The sequence below is a fragment of the uncultured Pontibacter sp. genome (genome assembly GCF_947499215.1).
Lineage (GTDB): Bacteria > Bacteroidota > Bacteroidia > Cytophagales > Hymenobacteraceae > Pontibacter.
Genome location: NZ_CANMNI010000002.1, coordinates 309,376 through 331,906, shown reverse-complemented (window position 1 = coordinate 331,906; position 22,531 = coordinate 309,376). Strand labels below are relative to the sequence as shown.

Sequence of the window (22,531 nt, the reverse complement as noted above, 5' to 3'; positions counted from 1 at the left end):
TCTATAAAGGTGTTTGCACTTGTTTTAAAAGTGCTACCTTTGCAGTGCAAGTTTAGCAAGCCCATGGGCGTCTGACTGGCAAATCCGCTAAGCCACTATACCTACAAAACTATGAAATACCAGCCCATTGATAAGGAGCTGTTTTGCCATAACAGGCGCAATTTTGTGCGGCAACTCAAGCCTTCGTCTCTTGCTGTTTTTCATTCTAACGATGTAATGCCGACCAATGCGGATGGCACCATGGCATTCCGTCAAAACAGCGACCTTTTCTACCTTTCCGGAGTTGACCAAGAGGAGAGCATACTTGTGCTTTTCCCGGACGCACGCGATGAGCGCATGAAAGAAATTCTTTTCCTGCGTGAGTCAAATGAGCATATCATGGTGTGGGAGGGGTATAAGCTCACAAAAGAACAGGCCCGCGAAACTTCAGGTATACAGACTGTTTTGTGGTTGAAAGACTTCAAACAGGTATTGAATAGCCTGATGGCTGAAGCCGAGCACGTATACCTGAACACGAATGAGCACCTGCGTGCCGTTGTGGAGGTAGAGACCCGCGACGCCCGTTTTATCAAGTGGTGTCAGCAAACTTACCCGCTGCACCGCTACGAGCGCAGCGCACCTATAATGCACCACTTACGTGCCATCAAATCGGATACGGAAATTGAGCTTCTCCGCAAGGCATGCCATATCACAGACCTCGGTTTCCGCAGACTGCTGCAGTTTATCAAACCCGGCGTGATGGAGTATGAGGTGGAGGCAGAACTGTACCACGAGTTCCTGCGCAACCGCTCTCGCGGTCCGGCCTATAGCCCAATCATCGCTTCTGGTGAAAATGCCTGCATACTGCACTATACCGATAACAGCCGCGAGTGTAAAGACGGTGATCTGCTCCTAATGGACTTCGGGGCGGAGTATGCCAACTATGCTGCGGACATGACACGCACCGTGCCGGTGAACGGCAAGTTCACAAAGCGTCAGCGCGAAGTATACGATTCTGTGCTGCGCGTGATGAAAGCCGCCACTCAGATGCTGGTACCGGGTAACTCGCTCGATCAGTACCACGCTTTTGTGGGAACCATGATGGAGAACGAGTTGATCGGCCTAGGTTTGCTCACCGAAGGCGATGTGCGCAACCAAGACCCTAAGAACCCGCTTTATAAGAAATACTTTATGCACGGCACCTCTCATTTCCTAGGATTGGATGTGCACGATGTGGGCAGCAAGTACAGGCCTTTTGAAGAGGGAATGGTGTTTACCTGCGAGCCGGGTATCTATATAAGAGAAGAGGGAATCGGCGTGCGGTTGGAGAACGATGTCCTCGTGACGAAAAGCGGTCCAGTTGACTTGATGAAGGATATACCGCTGGAGGCGGATGATATAGAACGGCTGATGCAACAGCGCTAAAGGCGTGCATGACAAGGGCTTACTTATAACTCCTTGCAGCCTTTTTTATTGTATTTACGTTAAAAAACAGATGCTTTGCATTTATTAATGTTGGGCATACAACCTAAAACCGCAGTTTTGGGTTGAAATGTAATGACGCACAAGGCGGAGATAAGCAGTATTAAACTGCACGAAGCCTTTGTTTTTATATGTACTTAAGCTGTCAAGGCAATTATATACACTTAAAAAATGCTTTTGCTTATGGATAAACACTACCATCATGTAATGACTTCCCGCTTGGCGTATCAGAATATACGTTCCGTCTGTTTTTTTATAAAAATATAAAAAAACTTACTTGAAAATATGTACGTATTGTCATATCAAAATATACTTTTTAAAATTATGCGAAAAACTCTAACGAAACTATGTACAATTGCTTTTGCGTTTGTATTCCTGCTGTCTGCCAATACAGAGGTACTTGCGCAGAACGCTGATCAACGGACAAGCCTCCAGCTATACGGAAGTGCGCTCCAATATAAAGGTGACCTAGGTAACCAGTGGTGGAAAAAGGATTTAGGCTGGGGAGGCGGTGTGTCTCTGAACCAGTACCTGAGCCCGTCTTTAGATGCAGGCCTGCACTTGAGCTACAGCAATTCTGAATTCAGCAACAGCTTCCCAAATACCATGAATACCAAAATCGGTATGGCTATGCTGGGATTGAGACTGAAAATGTATGGTAACATTCTGAAAGAGGATGCTTTCATCGGCCCTTACCTGACAGTAGGTGGTGGTGCTCACTTTGTTAGACCAGAAGGTGTTTCCCCTACTGGTACATATGAAGATAACTTCATTGCTGGTGCTGGTTTTGGTGGTGCCGGTATCCGTTTCAGATTCTCTGACAACATTAGTCTGTTTGTTCAGTCCGTTGCACATTTCACAACCAACGACAAATATGACAACATTGAGTCTAACATCAACGACCGCTTTCTGCAGCACACCATTGGACTTGGTTTCGGCTTAGGTAAGGCTAAGGATACTGATGCCGACGGTGTTCCGGACAGAAGAGACAAGTGCCCAGACACGCCAACTGGTGTTCAGGTTGACAAAGACGGTTGCCCTATCGATACAGACGGTGACGGTGTGGCTGACTACCAAGACGAATGCCCTACTGAGGCTGGCGTAGCTAACTTGGGTGGATGCCCTGACCGCGACGGTGACGGTATCGCTGACAAAGACGACCAGTGCCCAGACGAGCCTGGTACTGCTGCCACACAAGGTTGCCCAGACAGCGATGGTGACGGTGTTCCAGATAAAGACGACAAGTGCCCTGACACGCCATCTGGTGTGCAAGTAGGTGCCGATGGTTGCCCAGTTGACTCTGACGGTGACGGTGTTCCGGACAACGAGGACCTTTGCCCTAACTCTGCTGGTACTGCCGAAACTAAAGGCTGCCCTGAACTGGATGAGCGTACTAAGAAGCTGATCGAAGAGAAAGTTAAGTTCGAATTTGACCAAGCACGTGTACAGGATGGTTACCGTCAGCTGCTTGACAGCATCGTGGTAGCTCTTGAGAAATACCCTGACCATGTACTGTTGATCAAAGGTCACGCTGACCACATCGGTTCAGAAGAGTATAACCAAGCACTATCTGAGCAAAGAGCACAGGCTGTGAAGGACTACCTGATCGAGCGCGGTGTTCAGAACCCAGACAGATTGGTGACAAGAGGCTACGGCGAGACCCAGCCAATGGTGAAAGTAAACACTAGACTCTCTAAGGCCAGAACTGCAGCGGCCCGTGCTCAAAACCGACGCGTTGGTTTCGAGATGAACACGCCGGATATGCAATTAGATATGGAATAATATAGCCGGAAAGGTTAAACGTTGAAAAAGCGCCGCAGAGCAATCTGCGGCGCTTTTTTCGTTTTATGACCAGTTGATGTAGTGAGCAAAACTTCTACATAAATTAAGCTTGGAGCCGCTCGAAAAGCTCTTGACCTTGGGGCCAAGCACCAATATTGGAGTAGGTGTTGATATGCCCCAGTGCGCCCACGTTCATGAATTCGCTTCCCCACAGCTCAGCTAAATAAGCTGCCCTTTCTATTGTTAGGTAGTCATCATCCGAACTAGCAATGAGCATGGATTTGAACGGTAGTCTCTGCCGTGGAAATGGGGCAAAATCAAGGACTTCTTTTAGTGTAACATCGAGCTCAACCTCAGGCGGAGCTACTAGAAATGCCCCTTTGATGGCGACCTTATACCGCTGAGCCCAATGAGCTACAGTCAGACAACCCAAGCTGTGCGCTACAAGCAGAATTTCTTTCCCTTGAGTATTGGCTATAACACGTTGTAACTCTTCTGTCCAATCCTTGCAAATGGGGTTATCCCAGTCGGCTTGTTGCACGCGAATGCTGGTCGGGTCGTTTCTTTCCCAAATACTCTGCCAATGCTCTGGACCAGAATTTCCCAAGCCAGGTACATGAATCACTTGCACATCCTGCATGATGAGTTTCTTTTACTTTTGACTTTCCTAAATAACGGGGAATAATTACTTCTTCGAAGCCAGCAGGTACAGCACCGCCATACGGATGGCAACGCCGTTCTCTACTTGGTTCAGAATGATGGAGTGATGTGAGTCGGCCGCATCGCTGCTCAGTTCCACCCCGCGGTTAATCGGGCCGGGGTGCATGAGCACGATCTCTTTGTCTAGGCTGTCGAGCATCTTTTTATCTATGCCGTAATAGAGCGTATACTCGCGCAGGGATGGGAAGTACTTCATCTGCTGGCGCTCCAGCTGTATGCGCAGCACATTGGCCACGTCGCACCACGCGAGGGCTTTGCGCACGTCCAGCTCCACTTTCACGCCGAGTTCTTTGATGTACTTCGGCAGTAAGGTGACAGGGCCGCAAACCATTACCTCAGCACCGAGTTTCTGTAGGGCAAAGATGTTGGAAAGCGCCACCCGCGAGTGCAGAATATCACCAATGATCACCACTTTTTTTCCGGCCACATTGCCTAGCCGCTCTCTAATCGAGAAAGTGTCAAGCAGGGCCTGTGTCGGGTGCTCATGCGTGCCGTCGCCGGCGTTCACGATGTTGGCGTCTATGTGGCGGCTAAGGAAATGCGGGGCCCCCGGGCTGGAGTGGCGCATTACGATCATGTCCACTTTCATGGCCAAGATGTTGTTCACCGTGTCGAGCAGGGTTTCACCCTTCTTCACGGAACTGCCGCTCGAGGAGAAATTGATCACATCGGCAGAGAGCCTTTTCTCAGCCAGTTCAAACGAGAGTCGTGTGCGGGTGGAGTTTTCGAAGAAAACGTTGGCAATGGTGATATCACGCAGCGAGGGCACTTTCTTGATGGGCCGGTTCAAAACATCTTTAAAGTTATCAGCTGTTTCAAAAATGAGCTGAATGTCTTCTGCTGTGATGTCTTTGATGCCGAGTAGATGCCGGACGCTGAGCTCTTGCATGGGGAGTTATTCTTCGTTTTTGGTTACTAACCAGATATTGTCTTCCTGTGTCTCCGGGCCTTTCCACTCTACCAGCACCCGTTGCGATTGCAGGGAGTTGACGCGCCGACCCACATAGGTCGGTTCTATAGGCAAATGGCGACTGTAGAGGCGGTCCACCAGCACCAGAAGTTCCACGTTGGCCGGTCGTCCGAAGGAGATCATGGCATCCATGGCGGCCCTGACTGAGCGACCGGTATATAGCACATCATCCACCAAGATTACCTTTTTGCCTTCGATCAGAAAGTCGATATGCGTGGCATTAGCTGCCAACGGGGTTTCCCTTCGTCTGAAGTCGTCGCGGTGAAAGGTGGTGTCGAGGTAGCCGGTTGGTACGTTTGTGCCCAAGATAGAGGCCAACGTGCTTTGCAGGCGCTGAGCCACCTGTCGGCCCCGAGGCTGCAGCCCGATGATAACGGAATCAGAAAAGTCGCCGTGGTTCTCGATGAGCTGGTGGCAAAGGCGCATCACCATGATCTCAAGCAAGTGGTGGTTTACAATGAGTCTTTTCTGCATGGCCGGAGGTCTTGGTTGCAAATATAGAGAGTTCGGTTGAATTGCTGAATGGTTTAATTGTTTAATTGTCGAATGGTTAAATCGCTGGTGTGCTTATACCTCAACTATAAGTCACTTGCTCAGATTTTTACAAGTATCACCTTCCTCTGAACCGATTAACAGTTGGGCCAACTAACCATCCAACAATCAAAAAGAGATCTTGGTGATGTAATATACCGTGCGGTTGGGGCCTTTGGGATTGCGGATGCGCTGGTAACCAAACGCTGCGAAGTGTGGACCATACCAGCTGATGAGACCGGGGTAGTCCGTGCTTGTTATTTTTTCGTCTTCCTCATAGGGCATTAGCTCAAGGTAGGTGTCTTCCTCGATGGGTTTGTTCCCTTCCATCAAGCCATAGTAAATTTTTTCCCGTTCTGGGTAGGCCATTACAAAGCGCCCATCAGGCAGGCAGGCTATCTCTATGGCATGCACGAGGTCTGATGTCACAATATCTGGTATTGGAAAGGTATTGTCCCAGAGTAGAATGCCATCTCTGTCAAATCCGAGCGCCACGGCATGTGTGCGCTTATAAATCTGTGCGTTTCGCCCTGCCCCCCGTATGTGTCGCTCAAAGTAAGAGGTGTTGCTTTGATACTGAGGATAGTATACCTCAGCGGCCAACACATAGCCATAAGGAGTCACAACTAGATCGTGCAGAAGCAGACGGTAGCGGTAACTGGGTTCTTTGCCTTCCGCTACGCGGGCATACTCTCGCTTTCGGGTGCGTTCCTCTCGGCGGGGCTTCATGTATTTGAAGAAGTTCTGCAGATCCAAAAAGGAGTAAAACTCTCCGCTGGCAATTTGCGAAACAACAGGCGCCGTAAAAAAGCCCTGTGAATAGCGTAGGTCGCGCATACCGTAGTTGCCAACCAGCAAACGCGAGAGCGTGTCGCCGGGTGTTATTTCGGCGTTCAGGAGGCTGCGATTGTCGGGCTGCAGTATAAAGTGGTTATGGAGGAGCTTCCCCCTATGATCAAAGCTCTTTACCTGCAAACGGGAGATACGTCCTTTGCCCTCGGTTAGTACCACATCCACCCTGCCTTGGGTGTCGTCTGTGAGCAGATCTGAAAACGAGGACTCGATTCCATAAATGGATGGTAGTATAACGGGCTTTGGATTTTCGGGATCAAGGTAAAGCAGGTTGGGCTTTAAGTCCGTGCGGTTGCCGGCAATGATGAAGTATTTGCCTCGCAGTACATTGAACTCATGAATAAACTCCGCTTTTTCGAGTTCTATCTCGCTTTGTGCCAGTTTACCGTTGCCAGTATGGATGCGGACAAAGGTATACTGCTCTAGATCGGCTGCCTGAAAGATAAGGTGTGTGAACGGCGCCTCGTTGTAGTGGCGCACTAGTCTGTACTCTGCCTTGAGGTCCAGTTTGGCACTCCACACGAGTTCCAGCTGTGCGTTATACTTCTCCAAGGTGTAGCTCGGGTCGCGCAGCCATATATCCGACTTCCGGATGTACACCAATAAGCTGCTGTCGGGGAGCGCCATGGGTTCAATGTAGCTGGTCTCTGGGTCGTAGGTTAGCTCCAAGCGCACAGGCTGTTGCGGTTCCTGCGCCAAAAGCGGGGCAGATACTACCAGAGTAAGACAGCTTAACAGAAAACGCAGGTATGGCATGTTACCGAGTTTGGACTACCGGATGGTAGAAAAGTGTAAGGCGTACAATTGCTTTTTACTCTTTTTGTAAAGTAACGTTGTGCCTATGAGGAGCTGCCAGCCCAAGCTAGTTGCCTAAGGCGAGCAGCACGTCAAACTCCTCTGCTTTGAGCGGCATCACCGACAGGCGCGACTGGCGCAGCAGGGAAATGTTCTCTAAGCGTGGGTCCTTCTTGATCTGGTCCAGCGTGACAGGATCTCTGAAATCGCGTACGGGCACTAGGTCCACCGCCACCCACTTGGCATCGTCAGCGGTAGGGTCGGGGTAGGCGGCTTTATCCACCTTGGCCATACCCACGATGGCTTTCTCGGAAACAGAATGGTAAAACAGCACTAGGTCGCCGGGTTGCATCTGCTGCAAGTTGTTGCGGGCTTGGTAGTTGCGCACGCCGTCCCAGCAGGCACGACCCTCTTTTACAAATCTGGCCCAAGAGTAGGCCTCAGGTTCTGATTTCACTAACCAGTATTGCATGTGTCAGGTATAGGTAAACTAAATTTATAAATCTTATTTCACATTTCGTCTTCTCAGGTATAAAGCCGATTCGCCAATAAGCACAGCTATCAAAAGACCTCCTGCAAAACCTTTGAAAAAGCCTGCGGCAGTGTCAGTCAGGATCAGTATTGCCGCAATAGATAGCAAGATGGCATAAATAATCAAACGATTCTTGAGCGAGATTTTTTCAGACGGACTAGCCATGCCTTTCGGTATGCATAAAGGTGAAGCACTTTTATTCTTCTACATCTGGCGTGATCCGCACTTTCAGCACGCTGTCTTTCAGCGACACGACTTCCATGGTATAGCGCTGCTCGGGATGGCCGTTGCCCTGTATGTGCACCAGCACCGTGTTTTTGTCTTTGTATTCCCAGATGCCGACATGTTCTTCCAAGCCATCGGCAGGTGCGATCACATACTGTTTGGCTACCCCCTCGGGCTCCAACACAAAGCCGGTACGGCCTCTGGACGGAGGGAAGTCATAGCTGTTGGGCCGGTAAACGAGCAGTTCATCTTGATCTTCCTCATAGGAATGCAACCACGTCTGGCCGAGTAGTTCGGCCTCCGCTTTTTTCCGGCAAGTGTTGGCCAGCAAGAGCAGGCACAGGACGCATAACAGCGAAGCGTATTTCATAGGTTTTTGGTTGTGCCGCCTGCATAACAGCGGCCATAAATTAAGGCTAAGATAGGCAATTCCTAGTTTATATAGAAACCCTTGCATATAAATGAGCGCCCAACCCGGATGGGCAAGGTATGCGTGCTTTTTCTATCTTTGTATTCAGAGCATTTTTAACACTTCCTGATTGGTGTTACGGACTGTCTGGAAAGAAGCCTGCATCACGTGTATGTTAATTCATAGCGTAATGATATGTGCAGCTACTGGATAATTCCCATCACCTAAAAGGAGTTTAAGCTTACCTCAACGCGATACTGACTTGGAAAATAAGAAAATCATAAAGCTGTTTAAGCTGGCGGCAGAGCTCATGGAGCTGCACGACGAAAACCCTTTTAAGGTGCGCTCTTATGTGAACGGGGCCGCGGCGCTTGAACTGGTAGAGGAGCCTTTGGCGCTGAAAAGCCAAGCGGAACTGGAAGGTATAACCGGTGTGGGCAAGAGCATAGCCGCCCGCATTATAGAGATAGAGGAAACGGGTTCTTTTGCGGAACTGGACCAGCTGCTTTCAGTAACGCCTCCGGGCGTGGTGGAAATGCTGCGCATAAAAGGCATCGGCCCGAAAAAAGTGCGCACCCTCTGGCGAGAGCTGGGCACCGAGACCGTAGAGGAACTGCTGGATGCTTGCGAGCAGGACAAAGTAAGCAAGCTGAAAGGCTTTGGTGCCAAGACACAGGAGAACATCCGCCAAGCCTTGCTCTTTACCCAACAGAACCGCGGCAAGCTGCTGTTTGCCGAAGCCGAACCCGCTGCCCTTACTTTGCTGGAACAGGTGCAACAAGTCCTACCTGATGCCAAAGTGGCGCTGGCAGGCGATGTGCGCCGCTGCCAAGAAATTGTGGAAAAGCTGGAACTGGTAGTGGGCACTGAGAACCCTGTGGATGCCGAAGCCATACTTAACCGCATGGAAGTACTGCAGCAGGATGAATTGACTTCAGGGCCAATGGTATGGCGCGGCAAGCATACGGTCAGCGGCGTGAACACGGAGATTCGCTTTGCCAGTGATGACAGCTTCCAGAACGAGCTCTTTATCCGGTCGGCTTCCCCGGCGCACCTCACGCAGGTGTTCGCAGCCGGCAAAACCATGCTGACCGTGGCCCGCGAAAGCAGCCACGAATCAGAAGAGGATATTTATGCCTCAGCAGGTATGGCCTATGTGGTGCCGGAATTGCGGGAAGGAACGAATGAACTGCAGTTGGCCATGGAAAATAAGCTGCCGAAGCTGCTGGAACTTACCGACCTGAAAGGTATACTCCACAACCACAGCACCTATTCGGACGGCGCCCATACCCTAGAGCAGATGGCCACGTACTGCCGCGACATGGGTTACCAATACCTAGGTATATCCGACCACTCCAAGACCGCTGCCTACGCCGGCGGCTTGCGTGAGGGTGATGTGCTGCGGCAGCAGAAAGAGATCGACGAGCTCAACCAGAAACTGGCTCCTTTTAAAATTTTTAAAGGTATAGAGTCGGACATCTTGGGCGACGGTTCACTGGATTATGAAGAGGACATCCTGAAGACGTTTGACTTTATCGTGGCCTCGATTCACAGTAACTTGGGTATGGATGAAAAAAAGGCCACCGACCGTTTGATTACCGCCATCGAGAACCCTTACACGACTATGCTGGGCCACCCGACCGGCCGTCTGCTGCTGCGCCGCGAGGGCTACCCGATCAACCACAAAGCGGTGATTGACGCCTGCGCCGCCAACAATGTCATCATCGAAATCAACTCCAATCCGTGGCGACTCGATTTGGACTGGCGCTGGGTGCAATACGCGCTGGAAAAGGGCGTGATGCTAAGCATTAACCCGGATGCGCACCATACCAGCGGCTACGACGACATGCGCTATGGCGTGCTGGTGGGGCGCAAAGGAGGACTGACCAAGGAGATGACATTCAACACAAAATCAGCGGACGAAGTGGCTGCCTATTTTAAGTCGCGGAAAGAGAAGATCAAGTAGCGAATGCCTAAAATACTCATCCTCCGTTTTTCCTCTATCGGCGACATTGTGCTGACCACACCCGTTATCCGTTGCATCAAGCAGCAGGTGCCGGGTGCGGAGGTGCATTACTGTACCAAGCAGGCCTTTAAAGGTATACTGGAGCCGAACCCCTACGTGGACAAGGTGCATGTGCTCAGCGGCAGTTTAGGCGAACTAGTACAGCAGCTAAAGGCCGAGAACTTTGACTATGTGGTGGACCTGCACAACAACCTGCGCACCCGCATCATCAAACTGCGCCTCGGCAAACCGTCCCGAAGCTTTGATAAGCTGAACTACGAAAAGTGGCTGATGGTAAACCTCAAGGTGAATCGCCTGCCCGACCAACATATTGTAGACCGCTACCTCGCCGCCGCCCCATTGGGTATAGTCGACGATGGCAAAGGACTGGACTATTTTATACCTGCTCAGGATGAAGTAGACCCGCATACCTTGCCGCAGCCGTTTCAGCAGGGTTATGTGGCTTTTGCGATTGGGGCGCAGCACTATACCAAGCGTCTGCCCAAAGAGCGCATCATTGAACTGTGCGAGAAGCTGCAGCGCCCGATCATCCTGCTAGGGGGAAAAGAAGATGCCGCAGTAGGAGAGGAGATCGCCACCCATTTCGAGGAAACAACAATCAGCAATAAACAATCAACAATCATCCTCAATGCCTGCGGGAGGTATAGCCTAGCCGGTTCGGCCTCACTGGTACGGCAGGCGGAGCAGGTGGTGAGTCACGATACGGGCCTGATGCACATCGCGGCGGCCTTTCAGAAAGACATCATCAGCGTTTGGGGCAACACCATTCCGGAGTTTGGCATGTACCCGTTCCGGACGAGGTATAAGGTGCTGGAGGTAAACGGACTCAGCTGTCGCCCCTGCTCCAAGATAGGGTATAGTAAATGCCCTAAAGGACATTTCAAGTGCATGCGGGATATTGATTTCAACGCATTAGAAAGGCTCGAATTCAGATCCTAAGATGTGAGGTATAAAGCAGGATCTTTAGCTTCCAGAAAGTCAGTCTAAACTAAAAACAGCATCGCCCGCACAGGTATAAACTTGCGCGGGCGATGCTGTTTCAGGTATAGCTGTACCTATACCTCGCTTTCTGCTACTGCAGTGGCTTTACAGTATAACCGGCTTTTTGCAACAGCTGAAGCAGGCCGTTCTCGCCGGGTAAGTGCAGGGCGCCGACAGCTACGAAAGTGGCCTGCTCTTTCATTATGGCGGGGAGCTTGGTCATCCAGTCGATGTTGCGGTCATCCACCATGTAGCTCATATCGCCACCACCTGTCAGTTCATTGTACTCTTCTGATATGGTCCACATAGCAGGCAGGTCTTTGTTAAAGTACAGCTCAACCAAGCGGTCGGATATCTCCAAGGCTTTGTCCTTGTTCTTTACGTAGGCCACCAGCTGCTCCGCCTGCTTATCGAGCGGGTGGTGACTGTAGAGCAGGTCAAACTGCTGCTCCATGGTTTCGAGCGTATGGATTTTCTTTCCGTCTTTGCGGCCTTGGTCAGCAAAGAAGCCGTCAAGTGGCTGGCCCTTGTACTGTTTTAGCACTTCCATTTTCTGGTACTCTGTCAGGGAGAGCATCAGTAGGATGGTCATCGGCTTCATCTGGTCTGCCATGGCCAAGTCAAATCCAAAGGCCTGCTTCACCTCTTGACCCACCAGTGCAAAGTCCTCCGGGTTCAGCAGTGCTGATAGTTTGTTGTCCGGCATGATCATTTTCGCACCTAGCAACATCATTTTAGCGGAGTCGATCTCTGTCTCGATCACGACGGCTTTGCTCTTATTAAATTGCTCCTTCACCTCCGGTACTGAGTTCAGGTAGCTATCGTTAAGCAGGTGGTAAGTGCCATACAGGTATGAGGGCTGTTTTAACCCATTACCGCTAATCTCCCACAAAAGCGCTTTAGCAGATGTGGTAGGTTGTGTTTTAACTGTTTTAGCCGGCTTCGACTTTACCTTCTGCGCCTCACCTAATGTTGGGTGTAGTAGCAGGGCAAATAGAAACAAGTAGAGCCAAGTAATTTTGTTTTTGAAAGACATTGCTGATAAGTTGTGGTAAAGGATGTTTAAGATTGGACAGGATAGGCTATTTTTGTATGCAAAATACGCCCTTCGGCTGATGTATCCGAATCGGATGGCTTAATTATTCATAAAATTGATCGAGATGTCCAAAATGAATCTGACTTGGCAACCTGCCGATGAGCAATTGCTCGATGCCCTCTTGCTGGCCACAGGCGGTGAAGGCGGTGCCACGCTGCAGGATGTGCTACTAATGGGCGACGCCTTGGACGGGACCGTGCTGTCGCTGCAGGAGCTGGAGCAGGGTTTGGAGAAACTGGTGTCAGTGGGCTTTGTGTTGGTGCAAAAGAACAAACTGGCCCTGTCAAAAGAGTTTCTAATAGCCTATGAGCGCATCACGCTGAACGCTGCTGTGGATGAGGAACAAAAGCCACTGCGAAAACTGCTAGAGCAGCAGGAACTGACTGAAGCAGATATAACCAAAGCCAAAAATGAGACGCTGAAAAAGTACAAGCTAAAGAACCACTACCAGCAATTTCTGGAGCAGTTTGGTTGATTTTTGGATTTGAAAATTTAGAAATTAGAAGATGTGGAGATGCAAAAAGAATACGTTCTCTCTCCTTACCTGTCTTCTATATCGACATACACGTGACATTGTTATAACCCAAGGTATGCATCCAAAAAAGCGCCACTGAAATTACTCAGTGGCGCTTTTGTTTAATTAGGTATAGACATTTTCAAATCCTAACCAATCTTCTCAAACCCAAGGTATGGGTGCAGCACCTTCGGCATGTTGATGCCGTCTGGAGTCTGGTTGTTCTCTAAGATGGCAGCTACAATGCGCGGCAGGGCCAAAGCACTACCGTTTAGGGTGTGTAGCAGCTGTGTTTTGCCAGACTCTGTTTTGTAGCGCAGCTTCAGGCGGTTAGACTGGTAGGTCTCAAAGTTAGAGGCGGAGCTTACCTCCAGCCAGCGATTCTGGGCAGTAGAGTATACTTCCATATCGTAGGTCAGGGCAGAGGTGAAGCCCATGTCACCGCCGCAAAGACGCAGCACCCGGTAGGGCAGCTCCAGTTTCTGCAGCAGGCCTTGGATGTAGCTGCTCATCTCCTCCAGCGCCTCATAAGACTTCTCCGGCAGGGTGATCTGCACGATCTCTACCTTATCGAACTGGTGCAAACGGTTGAGGCCGCGCACATCGGCACCCCATGAACCCGCTTCTCTTCTAAAGCACGGGGTATGGCCCGCGTTCTTGATCGGAAGCTGCTCCACCGGCACAATCACGTCACGGTAAATATTGGTGATCGGCACCTCGGCCGTCGGGATCAGGTATAGGTTATCCTCTTTGGCATGGTACATCTGGCCATCCTTGTCAGGTAGCTGGCCTGTGCCGTAGCCAGAAGCTTCGTTTACCAAAATAGGCGGCTGCACTTCCATGTAACCGGCTTTCATGGCCTCGTCTAAGAAGAAGTTGATCAGCGCACGCTGCAGGCGGGCTCCCTGCTTCTTATACACAGGAAAACCGGCGCCAGAAATCTTGTTGCCAAGCTCAAAGTCGATGATGTCGTACTTCTGAATAAGCTCCCAATGCGGTTGTGCTCCCTCGTGCAATTGCGGAATTTCACCGTGCTGGAGAACTACTTCGTTGTCTTCCGCTGTTCTACCTTCAGGAACACTTGTGTGCGGAAGGTTAGGCAACTTGTATAGTGCTTGTTGTATTTGCTCCTCGATGGCAGAAAGCTGGTCAGCCAGCGATTTGGTCTGCTGCTTCAGCTCTGATGTCTCTGCTTTGGACGCCTCCGCCTTTTCACGGTCGCCGCTTTTCATCAGTATACCGATCTCTTTGGAAATGGCATTGGCCCGGGCCTGTAGTTCGTCGTGCGTACTCTGTATCTGCCGGCGCTGCTGGTCCAACTCTACAATGGCGGCAACTTCTTGGGCTGCGTTTTTGTAGTTTTTCTTGTTCAATCCAGCCACTACCAGGTCTGTCTGCTCTCTTAAAACGTTTAGCTGTAGCATAGTTTGGGGTTATGTAGTGCTGCAAAAATATACTTTTTTAGGTTGTATGCGGCATTTACGAAATCTTTTAAGGAAAATCTGAAACATTTTCAACAAAAACTCCGCTAATATTTGTTAATTAATAAGCATTACAATAACATTGCAGTGCAATTTATGGAAGGCCCTTTCCTGTGCCTCACAAAAACTCTATCGCATTCATTCATTTTCCGAATTATAATTGAAGCTCTCGCTGCGTTCGCACAAGCGTGCCTAGCATGTTAATTTAACTACCACACCATATTTATGTATAAAATTGAAGAATTGAAAGATCGGCTTCTTTCAGAACTCAAGGAAATTGCGGAGGACCTAGGCGTTAAGAATTTCAAGAAATTGAGCAAGCAAGACCTAGTCTACAAAATCCTTGATCAACAAGCAGTTACCCCTCCCGAAAAATTACCGAAAAAAGTAAAATCCTCCCCTCGTCCTGCCGCTACTGACGAAACCGAAGCTACTGAAAACACAATTACTAAGATTGAAGAGCAGGCCCCAGTTGCTGAAGCCGCACCAGCAGAGAGAAAACCAGCGCGTGAAGCTGCACGCCGCGAACAAGCCGCCCCAACTTTAGTGCAACAAGCTGCGCCAGCCAAAGATCATGGTCCGCAAAGCACACAGCGCGAGCGCGCACCTGTGCGTCGTGATAACCGCGGTGATGGTAGTGCCCCACGTGAACAACGCCACGAGCAGCGTGTAGAGCGCGCTGATCGCGCAGACACGCGTGCCGAAAGACCTGAGCGAATAGAGCAGCAGCGCCCTGAACGAACTGAAAGAACGGATAACCGTCCAGAGCCGAGAGAGCAACGCAACGAGCCAAGAGAGTCTCGCCCGGAGGTTGGCAACCGCAGCGACGCACGCAGCGATCAGAACCGTGGTGGTGACAATTTTCAGCGTCGTGGACAGCAGCAAGCGGCTGCGAGTAGCAATAATTTTAGAGAATTTGACGGAATAATCCTAAATGAAGGTGTGTTGGAACTGATGCAGGATGGCTATGGCTTCCTTCGCTCTACGCACTACAACTATTTAGCTTCTCCGGATGATATATATGTATCGCCATCGCAGATCAAACTTTTCGGTTTGAAGACCGGTGATACCGTGAAAGGCCAGATCCGTCCGCCGAAGGAAGGCGAGAAGTATTTTGCCCTATTAAAAGTGGAGACAGTAAACGGCCGCACGACAGAAGAGATTCGTGACCGCATACCTTTCCAACACCTCACACCGCTTTTCCCGGAAGAGCGTTTGAAACTGACCACTAAGCCAAGCATGCTTTCGACGCGTATCCTTGACCTTTTTGCCCCAATTGGTAAAGGTCAGCGTGGTATGATCGTGGCGCAGCCAAAGACAGGTAAAACCGTATTGCTGAAAGAGATCGCCAACGCCATCTCTGAAAACCACCCGGAGGTATACCTGATGATTCTATTGATCGACGAACGTCCGGAAGAAGTAACTGACATGGCCCGCAGCGTGAGAGCAGAGGTAATTTCTTCTACGTTTGACGAAACAGCCGATCGCCACGTGAAGGTGTCGAGCATTGTGCTGGACAAAGCCAAGCGTATGGTAGAGTGCGGTCACGATGTGGTCATTCTGTTGGACTCTATCACACGTCTGGCCCGTGCTTACAATACCGTGGTGCCTTCTTCTGGCAAGATTCTCTCAGGTGGTGTGGATGCCAACGCACTGCACAAGCCGAAGCGTTTCTTCGGTGCGGCCCGTAACGTGGAGAACGGTGGTTCCCTGACCATCATCGCCACAGCCCTGATCGATACTGGTTCTAAGATGGACGAGGTGATCTTCGAAGAATTTAAAGGTACCGGTAACATGGAACTGCAGCTGGACCGCAAACTGGCCAACCGCAGAATCTACCCGGCTATCGACGTGCCTGCTTCAGGTACCCGCCGCGAGGACCTGCTCATGGACAGAGACGAGCTCAACCGTATCTGGATACTGCGCAAATTCATGTCTGATATGAACTCTGTGGAAGCCATGGAATTCCTGAAAGACAGAATGGTAGGAACGAAGAGTAACGAAGAGTTCCTGATCTCGATGAACGGATAAGGGTAAACCTTCAACCATATAAAACCGGCCCCATTGCTGCAAAGTGGTGGGGCCGGTTTTTTTATTGCTTGAGGGTCAAATTGCTTGATGGTTGAATTGTTAGTTGCCGATTAACTAAGTATTAAGAATCTAATGGTTTAGTACAGCCTTCACCATAGAAAAGGGGCAAACCAAATCATTTGAAATCATGCACAGCAACAATTAATAATCGGCAATCAACCATTTAACTCAACTCCAAAACGAATACTCAGGGTGAGCGAGCAGGTACACGGTATAGGTTAGCACGATGCCATAGACGATATGTGCAAAGATGAGCGTGACCAGATAGGTGCGCAGTGCGATTAGGGGTGGACGGGGGTGTACTAAGAAGAAAAGATACCATATAAACATCGCCGTCAGTCCGTGTGCCAATCCGAACAGGAAGCCCCACGAAGCGTTAATCAGCCCAACCCCAGAATGCCACAGCGCGATGTAGAAGAGCGCAAATATAATCCCGACTAAATAGTTGGCCACCGTACCGTATACCTTCGTGCTGACCGCATCAGACAAGGAGCCGTCTGGATGGGTTCGGTTGGTGAGCATAGTGCCGAGGATTTTTATCACCTTCATAACACGATGCGTGAACAGGGAGAGCAGGTACAGGAAGGCGGTCATGGCGGCGGTAGCGGCCAAGCCACCAATAACGGCGTAGAGGAGTTTCATGGCATTTCGGTTTTTGGGTGTTATACGAAATCCGGCTATGTAGTTTTAGCGTTGCAGCTTCTTGGCTTTTTAGGAGGTGAAAACAGTGCGTAGGGCAAGCATGAGGATGAAAGCAAGACTGATGCAAAGTGAGGATATTTTGTTCATGCGCATGGTATTCTCATAGTTAACTTCCTCTGGTTTACGCCATGACTTGATCACCCAACGCCCAAAAAAGAGGGAAATAGGAGCGGTGCAAAGCAAAAAGATGAGCACGTTCAGAAATTGGCCAATGGCTAGGTATAGTCCGATCAAAAGCGCTGCGCCAAGGGCCAGACTCATACCTGCAAATAGAAAGGTCCCGCGTATACCTAGCATCAAGCTTAGTGTTTTGTCGCCCCGCTGGCTGTCTTCTTGGTGCTGATAAATTTGAGTAAGCGGGTAGGAGCCACAGAGGAAAAGCGTACTCACTAAAGCGAACCACATGTTCGGGAATTGCAATACTCGCTGCAGGTCCAGACCGGCGCCTACCTGCACCATCAAAAACGTGAACCCACCCTGAAAAACCGTGACCACCAGCGTGCTAATGATTGGGTACTTTTTGAGGCGGATGGTTTTGTCGCTATAAGCCTTCGAAACCAGAAGGTATAACGCCACTAGGAGGGCAAACAGGGGAGACAGAAAAAAGCTTGTCAGCACGGCCATCACATCGAACAGCAATACCAGATGGAAAAGCTCTTGGGTGACCTGCGGAGGTCGCTTCAAGCCTCCAATGCTTCCCTCGTCGCGGTCGTGGTAGGAGTTATACCCGTTGCTGGCAGGGTACAAGAGCAAGTGCAGAATTAGAAAAACCCCTGCGGCACGCAGTAAGGTATAGCCATCCGCCACGCTCAATGCAAACCAAAAGACAGGCATCAGGTAGACCGAAAACGGAATCCGCATGAGCGTGAGTGCGCTGCTGTACTTTTGGCTCACAGGTATAGTGACTGGTCTCAAGCTAGCTCGTTTTTATCTGTTAATTGTATACTGGTTTCTGCTTACTGTATCCGGATACCCCACCAAATAAATGACCTGCTTCCCCAGTCCGCTGCCTACTTTACCGCTGCGCCACGTGTAGCCGGGTGGTGTGTGTACCTGTGCCACGAGCTGCTGCAGCATTTGCGGGTTGTAAATCCTAAAAAGAGATACGGCTCCGTCCCAAAGTATACCCAACGGAATAACAGGTATAAGGTACGTGAAAAACAGACGACTGAGTTTGAACGGCCTGATAAAAGGTGTTACGACCAGAATAATAATAGGGAAAGTAAGCAGAAAGAACACTAGTTCCAGCCAGCTTTTGCCGCTGCCCTCAAATATGCCGATGGGTGCCTGCTTGTCTGCGGCGTCCTGCAGAATGGCTACCGCTTGCCGCGGACGGAAATGGTGGAAAGAGGAGAAAATAGTACGCACACCCTGTATCTGTGGTGGCACTTTGGTAGCGTCGACTGGAGAAGCTATAAAATCGATCAGGCCGTCGGATTGGGTTTGCAAGTACTCATAAGCGCCGATGTTGGGGTATAAATCAGTGAGAGTGACTTCTACGGGTTCACCCATGCGCTTACTCAAAGCCTCGCGTATACCTTCTATGCCGCCACCCGCACCAGAACAGAGATCTGTGAAGTGCGTCTGTCCGCTACGGCGTAGCAGTTCCTCCAGCAAAGGTATGGCAGGGCCATAGGCGCCCAGTTTCGAGATCATGAAGCGCAGGAAGTCGAGCATGCCCTGCCGGAAGATGTGCGGAAACCAAGGCTGGTCTTCGAACTCGAAAAGTTGCAGGCGTATGTTCAAGGGAGGCAGCGTTTGTTATCATCGCATACTGCCCCGGTCATTTAAAAGTTACTAGGGGAGGGTGGTGCCGCGCTGGCTCATCCAAGGGTGCAGCTCCATGATCAGTTTGCCGGCTTTCACAGCAGGGTCGGCTTGGGTCAGGGCTTGAGCTTCCTCCAAGGTGGCCACGTCAAATATGAAGATGCCACGCAGGTCGCCATTGTCTAGGAAAGGCCCAGCCATGACCAGTTTACCATCTGCGGCCATCTTACGGATGTGTGCCATGTGTCCGCGCTGTATGCTGTTCACCTCGGCGGTGTCGGTAGGCTGGTAAGGACCTTTTTTAAGCAGCGCCATGTAATAGGTCTTCATCTGGCTCATGTCGGTTAGCTCTTGCTGCTTAGGCGCTGCCTGCGCTTTGGTAGCAGGGGCTTTCTTAGCAGCCGGCTTGGCTTTGGACTGGGCTTGCGTATTCAAGTTGAAGCAAAGACCTAGAGCCAAGGCTATACCTGTGGTTTGAAGCAGTTTTTTCATGGTGATAAAGGTATAGAATTTCCTGCTACTTCTGCACAATACCCGCTGCCCCGGCACCGATGCTGAAATTATCACCGGTGTTGCTGAACAGCTGCCAATACTCCTCCTGCGGTTTGCCGAGGTCTGGCGCCAGCACAAGGCGGTCGCCGTTCACGAATGTCAACGCCACACCGTAGGCGTCTTTTATCTCCACACTTTCAATAGCCAATGCCTGACTACTGATAACTACACCTTGCAGGCGCTGGTCGCGTAGGTTGGCGCCCGGTATTTTCCAGTCGAACTTGGGCGATGGTAGGCCGGGCTCGCGCTTGCGCATAAAGACTTCACTGTGCTTAATGGTCTCGCCTTTGGACAACTCGAAGGTCCACGGGCAGTTCACGGCGAGTGTATAGGCACCTACATCCAGTATAAGTCCTTGCGAGGTAGTATAGCTGGTTTTACCAAAGTGGAAGTACTGCACTAGTTCGTTGCGGGTGGTTTTGGTGAGCGGCAGGCCTTTTATCTTCTCGAAAGCTGCCTGTAATGGCTGTTGCATGGGTGTATCGGGTAATTCAAGGCAAAGATAACCAGCCAGCACCAAAGTTATGACAGCTAATGTATACCGCTGGCTAAGTTTTATGCGTTTCTCAGAAAGTATTTGTACACAAAAGGTATATTTGCAGTAGTTTAGAGAGAAGCGGACTTGAAATAAAGGGCCCTCCGCCCTGAGAAGACAAACATGCTGCAAGAGCAAGAAAAAGAGAAAGTAAAAGAACCTGTCCAGAAAAGGAAGTCGGTATACGGAAGTATCATTGGCTTTACGTGGAAGCTGTTCCTGTTGGGACTGATGGTGGTGACGGGTTACCTCGTGAGCGTGGAGTATAACTTCTTCTACCTCTTCGGGTCCTCCCCAAGCCTCGACCGACTGGAGAACCCGCGCAGCGACCAAGCCTCGGAGTTGTATACTGCCGACGGCAACCTGATTGGCAAGTACTTCCGCGAAAACCGCAGTCCGGTCAGCTACAAGCAAATGTCGCCTACGCTTATCAAGGCACTGGTTGCCACGGAAGACATTCGTTTTTATGAGCATTCAGGTATAGACCCTGCTGCTATTTTCGGTGCCGTGTACGACAACCTGCGCGGTGAGAGCCGAGGAGGCAGCACGATCACACAGCAGCTGGCCAAAAACCTCTACAAGACCCGAACCGATGATTCGAAAGGTGTGCTGGGGCACATTCCGGCTCTGAACATAATCATTTCCAAAACCAAAGAGTGGCTTACGGCCATCAAGCTGGAGCAGCGCTATACCAAGGAGGAGATTCTGGCCATGTACCTTAACACGGTGGACTTCGGCAGTAACTCCTTCGGTATACAGGTGGCCTCCAAAACTTTCTTCAACACCTCACCGGATAGTCTAAAGACGGAACAGGCCGCCGTGCTGGTGGGTTTGCTGAAGGCGCCGACTTACTACAGCCCTCGCTTTAACCCGGAGAATTCCACCCGCCGCCGTAACACGGTGCTGGGCCAGATGGCCAAGTATGACTTCCTCACGCAGGCCGAGGCAGACTCGCTGAGCCAGTTGCCGTTGGAGCTGGAGTACAAGGTAGAAAACCATTACGACGGACCGGCAACCTACTTCCGGGGCGCTGTGGCCGACTTTATGAAAGAGTGGTGCAAGCAGAACGGCTACGACCTATACCGCGACGGCCTGAAGGTATACACCACCATCGACTCGCGCATACAGGCCCATGCCGAAGCCGCCATGGAGCAGCAGATGCGTACCTTGCAGCGCCGCTTTGACAACCACTGGCAGGGTAAGAACCCATGGGTGGATGAGAAGAACCGCGAGATTCCGGGCTTCATTGAAGAAACCATCAAACGCACCGACTACTACCGGCGCCTCAAGAAAAAGCACGGTGATAATGTGGCCGCGATTAACAAAGAGTTGAACACGCCGCGTGAGATGATGGTATTTACTTGGGAGAATGACGCGCGTGAGAAGAAGATGACCATGTCGCCGCTGGACTCGTTGCGCTACTATAAGCGCTTTCTGCACGGCGGTATGATGACCATGGACCCCTTCTCCGGTGAGATCAAAGCTTGGGTGGGCGGTATTAACTACAAGTACTTTAAGTACGACCACGTGAAACAGGCACGACGCCAGCCGGGCTCTACCTTTAAGCCCTTCGTATATGTGGCTGCCATTGACAATGGCTACTCGCCTTGTGACAAGATAGTGGATACCCGCATTACCATCAACTATGTAGAAAAAGGGGAGAAGAAGAGCTGGTCGCCCAACAATGCCGACTGGGAGTACACTGGCGCCCCGATGACATTGCGCCGTGCCATGGGCAAATCTGTGAACTCTGTGACGGCACAGCTCACGGAACTGGTTGGCTGGGAGACGGTGGTGGACTATGCGCACAGGCTCGGCATCAGCAGTCCGCTAGACAAGGTGCCTTCCATTGGTCTAGGGCCAAGCGACGTGTCGGTATACGAGATGGTGGGCGCTTACAGTACTTTTCCAAACCACGGCTTCCATACCAATCCGATGTTCATTACCCGCATCGAAGACCGCAACGGCAACCTGATTGAGCAGTTTGTGCCGGAGCAGAAGAAGGTGCTCAAAGAAGAAACCGCCTTTCTGATGATGCACATGCTCAAAGGTGGTATGGAGGAGCCGGGCGGTACCTCACAGGCACTGTGGGAGTACGACCTCTGGAAAGGCAACGAGATAGGCGGCAAGACCGGTACCACCTCCAACCACTCTGATGGCTGGTTCATGGGCGTGACAAAAGACCTCGTAACGGGTGTTTGGGTTGGCGGCGAGGACCGCAGTATCCACTTCCGAACCTCACAGTTGGGCGAAGGCTCCAAAACTGCGCTGCCAGTCTATGGGCTTTACATGGAGCGCCTTTACCAAGACAAAGAGCTGGGCTTTACCATGGGCCGCTTCCCGAAACCGACCGTTAAGATCAGCAAGAAGTATAACTGCACTACCGTGCTGCCAAAAGCTGAACCAGACTCTACTGTGCTCGACTTTGACTTCGACATACTGGACCTGACGGATACGTTTTAAGGTATAGCCGCATCCTAAAGCAGAGGGGCCAGCTAATTCTAGCTGG

At 50.7% G+C, this 22,531-nt stretch carries 20 protein-coding genes; 7 read left to right on the top strand and 13 right to left on the bottom strand.

Annotated features, from left to right (window positions below; translation table 11 throughout):
* The first annotated feature begins 111 nt into the window (after positions 1 to 111).
* Positions 112 to 1,404 carry an aminopeptidase P N-terminal domain-containing protein gene (locus Q1A04_RS09405; protein ID WP_299704476.1) on the top strand — a complete coding sequence of 431 codons (1,293 nt, stop codon included), beginning with the start codon at positions 112 to 114 and terminating at the stop codon, positions 1,402 to 1,404.
* A gap of 381 nt (positions 1,405 to 1,785) precedes the next feature.
* A complete protein-coding gene (locus tag Q1A04_RS09400) occupies positions 1,786 to 3,243 on the top strand; it encodes an OmpA family protein (RefSeq protein ID WP_299704473.1) in 1,458 nt (485 codons plus the stop codon).
* Between the two features lie 103 nt (positions 3,244 to 3,346).
* Here Q1A04_RS09400 and Q1A04_RS09395 read toward each other — a convergent pair whose 3' ends face one another.
* The 6 genes from Q1A04_RS09395 to Q1A04_RS09370 all read right to left on the bottom strand — a co-directional run bounded on the left by Q1A04_RS09395 (position 3,347) and on the right by Q1A04_RS09370 (position 8,238).
* Positions 3,347 to 3,883, bottom strand: a complete 537-nt coding sequence (locus Q1A04_RS09395) for an alpha/beta hydrolase (protein ID WP_299704472.1) — start codon at positions 3,881 to 3,883, stop codon at positions 3,347 to 3,349.
* A gap of 45 nt (positions 3,884 to 3,928) precedes the next feature.
* Complete coding sequence (locus Q1A04_RS09390) at positions 3,929 to 4,852, bottom strand: aspartate carbamoyltransferase catalytic subunit (RefSeq protein WP_299704470.1); 924 nt, start codon at positions 4,850 to 4,852, stop codon at positions 3,929 to 3,931.
* 6 nt (positions 4,853 to 4,858) lie between these two features.
* Positions 4,859 to 5,407 (bottom strand): bifunctional pyr operon transcriptional regulator/uracil phosphoribosyltransferase PyrR, encoded by a 549-nt coding sequence (gene pyrR / locus Q1A04_RS09385; protein ID WP_299704468.1) that lies wholly within the window; start codon positions 5,405 to 5,407, stop codon positions 4,859 to 4,861.
* Positions 5,408 to 5,593: 186 nt separating this feature from the next.
* Positions 5,594 to 7,072, bottom strand: coding sequence for a hypothetical protein (locus tag Q1A04_RS09380; RefSeq protein WP_299704465.1), 1,479 nt, complete (start codon positions 7,070 to 7,072; stop codon positions 5,594 to 5,596).
* Between the two features lie 106 nt (positions 7,073 to 7,178).
* Positions 7,179 to 7,583 (bottom strand): EVE domain-containing protein, encoded by a 405-nt coding sequence (locus tag Q1A04_RS09375; RefSeq protein ID WP_299704463.1) that lies wholly within the window; start codon positions 7,581 to 7,583, stop codon positions 7,179 to 7,181.
* Positions 7,584 to 7,839: 256 nt separating this feature from the next.
* Entirely contained in the window at positions 7,840 to 8,238 is a 399-nt protein-coding gene (locus tag Q1A04_RS09370) for a hypothetical protein (protein WP_299704460.1), read from the bottom strand.
* Between the two features lie 301 nt (positions 8,239 to 8,539).
* Between Q1A04_RS09370 and polX the strand changes: the two genes are divergently transcribed.
* Entirely contained in the window at positions 8,540 to 10,243 is a 1,704-nt protein-coding gene (polX, locus tag Q1A04_RS09365; protein WP_299704457.1) for a DNA polymerase/3'-5' exonuclease PolX, read from the top strand.
* Between the two features lie 3 nt (positions 10,244 to 10,246).
* Entirely contained in the window at positions 10,247 to 11,242 is a 996-nt protein-coding gene (locus Q1A04_RS09360) for a glycosyltransferase family 9 protein (RefSeq protein ID WP_299704454.1), read from the top strand.
* A gap of 133 nt (positions 11,243 to 11,375) precedes the next feature.
* On the opposite strand, the gene Q1A04_RS09355 is transcribed toward Q1A04_RS09360, so the two are convergent.
* On the bottom strand, positions 11,376 to 12,320 hold the full coding sequence (locus Q1A04_RS09355) for a TraB/GumN family protein (protein WP_299704451.1): 945 nt from the start codon (positions 12,318 to 12,320) through the stop codon (positions 11,376 to 11,378).
* A gap of 124 nt (positions 12,321 to 12,444) precedes the next feature.
* Between Q1A04_RS09355 and Q1A04_RS09350 the strand changes: the two genes are divergently transcribed.
* On the top strand, positions 12,445 to 12,855 hold the full coding sequence (locus Q1A04_RS09350; protein WP_299704448.1) for a hypothetical protein: 411 nt from the start codon (positions 12,445 to 12,447) through the stop codon (positions 12,853 to 12,855).
* A gap of 188 nt (positions 12,856 to 13,043) precedes the next feature.
* On the opposite strand, the gene serS is transcribed toward Q1A04_RS09350, so the two are convergent.
* A complete protein-coding gene (gene serS, locus Q1A04_RS09345; protein ID WP_299704444.1) occupies positions 13,044 to 14,318 on the bottom strand; it encodes a serine--tRNA ligase in 1,275 nt (424 codons plus the stop codon).
* A gap of 282 nt (positions 14,319 to 14,600) precedes the next feature.
* On the opposite strand from serS, the gene rho reads away from it, so the two are divergent.
* Positions 14,601 to 16,406 (top strand): transcription termination factor Rho, encoded by a 1,806-nt coding sequence (gene rho / locus Q1A04_RS09340; RefSeq protein ID WP_299704441.1) that lies wholly within the window; start codon positions 14,601 to 14,603, stop codon positions 16,404 to 16,406.
* A gap of 228 nt (positions 16,407 to 16,634) precedes the next feature.
* Here rho and Q1A04_RS09335 read toward each other — a convergent pair whose 3' ends face one another.
* From Q1A04_RS09335 to Q1A04_RS09315, 5 genes are all read right to left on the bottom strand, one after another.
* Positions 16,635 to 17,108, bottom strand: a complete 474-nt coding sequence (locus tag Q1A04_RS09335; protein WP_299704438.1) for a hypothetical protein — start codon at positions 17,106 to 17,108, stop codon at positions 16,635 to 16,637.
* 69 nt (positions 17,109 to 17,177) lie between these two features.
* Positions 17,178 to 18,083, bottom strand: coding sequence for a UbiA family prenyltransferase (locus tag Q1A04_RS09330; protein ID WP_299704435.1), 906 nt, complete (start codon positions 18,081 to 18,083; stop codon positions 17,178 to 17,180).
* 12 nt (positions 18,084 to 18,095) lie between these two features.
* Positions 18,096 to 18,914 carry a class I SAM-dependent methyltransferase gene (locus Q1A04_RS09325; RefSeq protein WP_299704433.1) on the bottom strand — a complete coding sequence of 273 codons (819 nt, stop codon included), beginning with the start codon at positions 18,912 to 18,914 and terminating at the stop codon, positions 18,096 to 18,098.
* A 51-nt stretch (positions 18,915 to 18,965) separates the two neighbouring features.
* A complete protein-coding gene (locus Q1A04_RS09320) occupies positions 18,966 to 19,427 on the bottom strand; it encodes a YciI family protein (protein ID WP_299704430.1) in 462 nt (153 codons plus the stop codon).
* A 25-nt stretch (positions 19,428 to 19,452) separates the two neighbouring features.
* Complete coding sequence (locus tag Q1A04_RS09315) at positions 19,453 to 19,962, bottom strand: hypothetical protein (protein WP_299704427.1); 510 nt, start codon at positions 19,960 to 19,962, stop codon at positions 19,453 to 19,455.
* A gap of 183 nt (positions 19,963 to 20,145) precedes the next feature.
* Between Q1A04_RS09315 and Q1A04_RS09310 the strand changes: the two genes are divergently transcribed.
* Entirely contained in the window at positions 20,146 to 22,485 is a 2,340-nt protein-coding gene (locus Q1A04_RS09310; protein ID WP_299704425.1) for a transglycosylase domain-containing protein, read from the top strand.
* Positions 22,486 to 22,531: the final 46 nt, after the last annotated feature.

Coding starts and splice junctions, on each gene's coding strand:
- Q1A04_RS09405 (WP_299704476.1), top strand. CDS start 112: ATGAAATACCAGCCCATTGATAAGGAGCTGTTTTGCCATAACAGGCGC.
- Q1A04_RS09400 (WP_299704473.1), top strand. CDS start 1,786: ATGCGAAAAACTCTAACGAAACTATGTACAATTGCTTTTGCGTTTGTA.
- Q1A04_RS09395 (WP_299704472.1), bottom strand. CDS start 3,883: ATGCAGGATGTGCAAGTGATTCATGTACCTGGCTTGGGAAATTCTGGT.
- Q1A04_RS09390 (WP_299704470.1), bottom strand. CDS start 4,852: ATGCAAGAGCTCAGCGTCCGGCATCTACTCGGCATCAAAGACATCACA.
- pyrR (WP_299704468.1), bottom strand. CDS start 5,407: ATGCAGAAAAGACTCATTGTAAACCACCACTTGCTTGAGATCATGGTG.
- Q1A04_RS09380 (WP_299704465.1), bottom strand. CDS start 7,072: ATGCCATACCTGCGTTTTCTGTTAAGCTGTCTTACTCTGGTAGTATCT.
- Q1A04_RS09375 (WP_299704463.1), bottom strand. CDS start 7,583: ATGCAATACTGGTTAGTGAAATCAGAACCTGAGGCCTACTCTTGGGCC.
- Q1A04_RS09370 (WP_299704460.1), bottom strand. CDS start 8,238: ATGAAATACGCTTCGCTGTTATGCGTCCTGTGCCTGCTCTTGCTGGCC.
- Q1A04_RS09360 (WP_299704454.1), top strand. CDS start 10,247: ATGCCTAAAATACTCATCCTCCGTTTTTCCTCTATCGGCGACATTGTG.
- Q1A04_RS09355 (WP_299704451.1), bottom strand. CDS start 12,320: ATGTCTTTCAAAAACAAAATTACTTGGCTCTACTTGTTTCTATTTGCC.
- Q1A04_RS09350 (WP_299704448.1), top strand. CDS start 12,445: ATGTCCAAAATGAATCTGACTTGGCAACCTGCCGATGAGCAATTGCTC.
- serS (WP_299704444.1), bottom strand. CDS start 14,318: ATGCTACAGCTAAACGTTTTAAGAGAGCAGACAGACCTGGTAGTGGCT.
- rho (WP_299704441.1), top strand. CDS start 14,601: ATGTATAAAATTGAAGAATTGAAAGATCGGCTTCTTTCAGAACTCAAG.
- Q1A04_RS09335 (WP_299704438.1), bottom strand. CDS start 17,108: ATGAAACTCCTCTACGCCGTTATTGGTGGCTTGGCCGCTACCGCCGCC.
- Q1A04_RS09320 (WP_299704430.1), bottom strand. CDS start 19,427: ATGAAAAAACTGCTTCAAACCACAGGTATAGCCTTGGCTCTAGGTCTT.
- Q1A04_RS09315 (WP_299704427.1), bottom strand. CDS start 19,962: ATGCAACAGCCATTACAGGCAGCTTTCGAGAAGATAAAAGGCCTGCCG.
- Q1A04_RS09310 (WP_299704425.1), top strand. CDS start 20,146: ATGCTGCAAGAGCAAGAAAAAGAGAAAGTAAAAGAACCTGTCCAGAAA.